Origin of the sequence: Auritidibacter sp. NML100628, from assembly GCF_003185985.1 — a bacterium.
Lineage (GTDB): Bacteria > Actinomycetota > Actinomycetes > Actinomycetales > Micrococcaceae > Auritidibacter > Auritidibacter ignavus.
The window spans coordinates 1-1,165 of sequence record NZ_QHLP01000039.1 but is presented as its reverse complement, the minus strand read 5'-3'; the positions used below and the strand labels follow the sequence as shown (position 1 = coordinate 1,165).

The 1,165-nt window shown below is 61.5% G+C and carries 1 protein-coding gene; it reads left to right on the top strand.

The window, feature by feature from the left end; genetic code table 11:
• Positions 1-121: 121 nt before the first annotated feature.
• A partial coding sequence (locus DCC24_RS11900) for an ISL3 family transposase (RefSeq protein ID WP_110100109.1) occupies positions 122-1,165 on the top strand: 1,044 nt, incomplete at its 3' end.

The window sequence follows — 1,165 nt, the reverse complement described above, 5'->3', positions numbered from 1 at the left end:
GGCTCTTCGTAATTGAGGGTGTGGATCAGTGATTCCAGGACACGGCGTGGCGCTGCCCGGATAGACGTCGAGGTCTTCCGATGATGGAAGTTCTTACACAGTCCATCCGAAAGACCTCGACGTGTCCAAGCTTACTTTCTCATCTCCTGATCTCACGACGTTCTGCCGGCTCGACTCCCTTGACCTCACGTGCATTGGCCAGCACATCACCGGGCACAAAGCCATTCTGGAATGCCAGCCCAACACTGCCGATGACTGGTGCCGACGGTGTGGCGGACACGGGATCGTCCGCGACACCGTCGTCCGCCACCTCGCCCACGAACCCTTCGGCCACCGGCCCACCACGCTTCACATTCGCCTCCGCCGGTACAAATGCGTCGAATGCGGCCGCGTATGGCGTCAGAACACCACTGCTGCGGCGCCACCACGAGCGAAGATCTCGCGAACCGGCCTCGACTGGGCGCTGCGTGCCCTCGTCATCGACCACGACACCGTGTCCGTGATCGCACGCAAACTCGCCGTGTCCTGGCACACCGCGAACTCCGCGATCCTCGCGCAGGGACATCGACTGCTGATCGACGACCCGGCCCGGTTCGACGGGGTCAGCGTCATTGGTGTCGACGAACACGTCTGGCGGCACACCAGGCGCGGTGACAAGTACGTCACCGTCATCATCGACCTTACTCCCATCAGCCAGAAAGCAGGCCCGGCACGCCTGCTCGACATGGTGCCCGGACGATCGAAACAGGTGTTCAAGCAATGGTTGAAAGCCCGACCGAAAGACTGGCGTGATGGCATCGACGTCGTCGCGATGGACGGATTCTCCGGCTTCAAAACAGCCTCCGTTGAGGAACTGCCCGAGGCTGTCGAAGTCATGGACCCGTTCCACGTCGTCAAACTCGCCGGTGATGCCCTCGACGAGGTACGCCGCCGCATTCAGCAGGAAACCACCGGGCATCGCGGACGAGCAACAGACCCGTTGTATCGAGCGCGCAGGACTCTGCACACCGGTGCTGATCTGCTCACGGCCAAACAGCAGGAGCGGATCGTAGACCTCTTCGCCGACGCCAACTTCACCGCCGTCGAAGTCACCTGGGCCGTCTATCAAGACATTGTGCGCGCTTACCGAACCAACGACGGCAACGAGGGCAAGAAGCTCTTACAA